Below are 2,101 nucleotides of genomic sequence, written 5' to 3'. Positions count from 1 at the left end.
CCCGCCCCGCGCCCAGGTCCACCACCCGGCTGCCGCGCCCCACGCCCGCCTTCTTGAGGAACGCCAGCGCCGTCACCAGCGGCGTCTCGCCGTACATCAGCTCGCGGAACGACTGGCCCGTGGCCTGGAGCGCCCGCGCCATCTCGAAGGTGCGCCGCGCGGCGTAGGGCGTGCGCAGGATGCGCTGCCACCACAGCCCCAGGTACGGCTTCAGCAGCCGGGGACGCAGGAGGAGCAGCAGCAGGTCGGTGACGCGCAGCACGACGGCGATGACGATGCCCTGCAGCTGCAGCGACAGCCGCTGGAGGAACGGCAGCTCGAACTCGTCCTGCGCGTCGTCGCGGCGCGGTGGAAGCTCGGGAGGCGGCGCGGGATCCGTCATGCGGCGCGGAGGCTTGCTGGATTCCGGGCCCCACGCAATGCCCCGCGCCTGACGGGGACGCGCCTGGGACCCTCCGCGGCGGGCCCCCGGGCAATCACCTGGAATCCGGTGGCTTGCAGGTTCCGCGGGGAACGGGTGCGCGCCGTGCAATGGCAGCCCGGCACCGTGGAACGCTCCCACCGCGTCAACGTACCTCAAGCAGGACTCGCAGCCGCTCATCACGGCGGCGGCCGCCACCACGCTCGCCTTCCCCATCCTCACCGCGAAGCTGGGGAGCTGAGCGCCCCGCTGAGAGGCCAGGGCCTCACAGCAGCTTCTTCGCCGCCTTGGCCAGGGCCCTGTCGTCGGCCACGGCGGGAATCTCCATGAGGCGCGCGGCCACGACCTTGCCCACCGCGGGGTTCACGGCCGCGACCTTGAGGTACGCCGCCGCGCGCGTGAGCAGGTCCACATGCGGCAGGGACCTGAGCACGCGGGCGAGCAACTCCTTCGCCAGGATGGGCGCCTCGAAGGCCTCGAAGAGGCCGCGCAGCGCCTGCCGCTCCAGCACCTCCGGACGCGTCTCCGCCAGGCTCAGCGCGGGCCGAAGCAGGGCCAGCCCCAGCGCGCGCATCGCCTCCGCGACGACGCCGGGCTTCCACCCGTCCGCGAACGCCAGCAGCAGGGCCTCCGCGCCGCGCACGTCGCCCAGCATGCCCAGCGCGTACACGGCGTGCTTCGCCTCCACGTCGTCGTGGCCGCGGCCCTGCACCATGTCGATGAACCGGTCGAGCACCTCCGCGTCCCCCAGCCGGGCCAGCGCCGCCGCCGCCTCGCGCCGCACCTCGCGCGACGGGTCCGAGTGCAGCACCTGGCGCAGCACGGGCATGGCCACCGTGCCCAGGTCCGCCAGCATGGCCACCGCCGCCGCGCGCGCGTCCTTCGTCGTCTCCGACAGCGCCGCCTGCATCAGCGGCACCGCCTTGTCCTTCCGGCGCCGCGCCAGCTCCGCCACGGCCTTCTCCCCCGTCTCCCGGGCCTGCACGTCCTCCAGCGTCTCCCGCGCGTACAGGCGCAGGCCCATGTCGTGCCCCCCGCGCGTCAACGCGTCCAGCTCCCGCCTCGCCTGCACCCCGCCCATCGCGCCCAGCACGCGGATGGCGGTGCGGCGCACCATGCGGCTGTGGCGCTCGTTCAGCGCGCCCCGCACGACCCCCAGGGCCTCCTCACCGCGCGCCGCCACCGTGCGCGCCACGAAGGCGCTCGCCGAGCCATCACTCCAAGCCGGGTAGAGCTCCCGCATCAGCGCGTCCGTGCCCAGGCCTGCGTAGTAGCGCGCCGCGTGCGCCGCCGCCTCGTAGCGCGTCAGCTCCCCGCGCGCCCGGCGCACCATCGCCTCGCCCGGGCTCAGCACCTCCTCCGGCCGGTGCACGTGGATGCTCGGGTGCGTGGGCACGGCCTCCAGCCCGGCCAGGTCCACCTGCACCGCGCCGGACAGCCGCACCAGCGCGATGCCCAGCACCTGGTACACCTTGATGAAGTCGTCCAGCCGCTCCGCCGGGTCCGCCCGCTGCGCCAGCGCCTCCAGCAGCGCGCCCGGCTTCTCCAGCCCCAGCTCCTTCAGCCGCGACACCAGCGGCTCCACCGTCCGGGGACTCACCGCCGACAGGCCGCTGGCGAACGCGTCCGCCAGCTCGTCGCGCACCTCCGCCAGCGCGATGGCCGCCCGCGACGCGCCCG

Annotated in this window: 1 protein-coding gene and 1 pseudogene; both read right to left on the bottom strand. The window is 75.0% G+C overall.

Annotated elements, in window-relative coordinates:
• Positions 1-382: pseudogene (locus ACLEQD_RS41935) on the bottom strand (class I SAM-dependent methyltransferase); the annotation flags it as partial.
• 304 nt (positions 383-686) lie between these two features.
• Positions 687-2,101: HEAT repeat domain-containing protein (locus ACLEQD_RS41930; RefSeq protein ID WP_410391523.1), on the bottom strand; the 1,415-nt coding region annotated here is incomplete at its 5' end.

The sequence above is a fragment of the Corallococcus sp. 4LFB genome (assembly GCF_046520365.1).
GTDB classification, from domain to species: Bacteria; Myxococcota; Myxococcia; order Myxococcales; family Myxococcaceae; genus Corallococcus; species Corallococcus caeni.
Note: the sequence above shows the minus strand (reverse complement) of the source record. Positions and strands in the feature narration are given on the sequence as shown.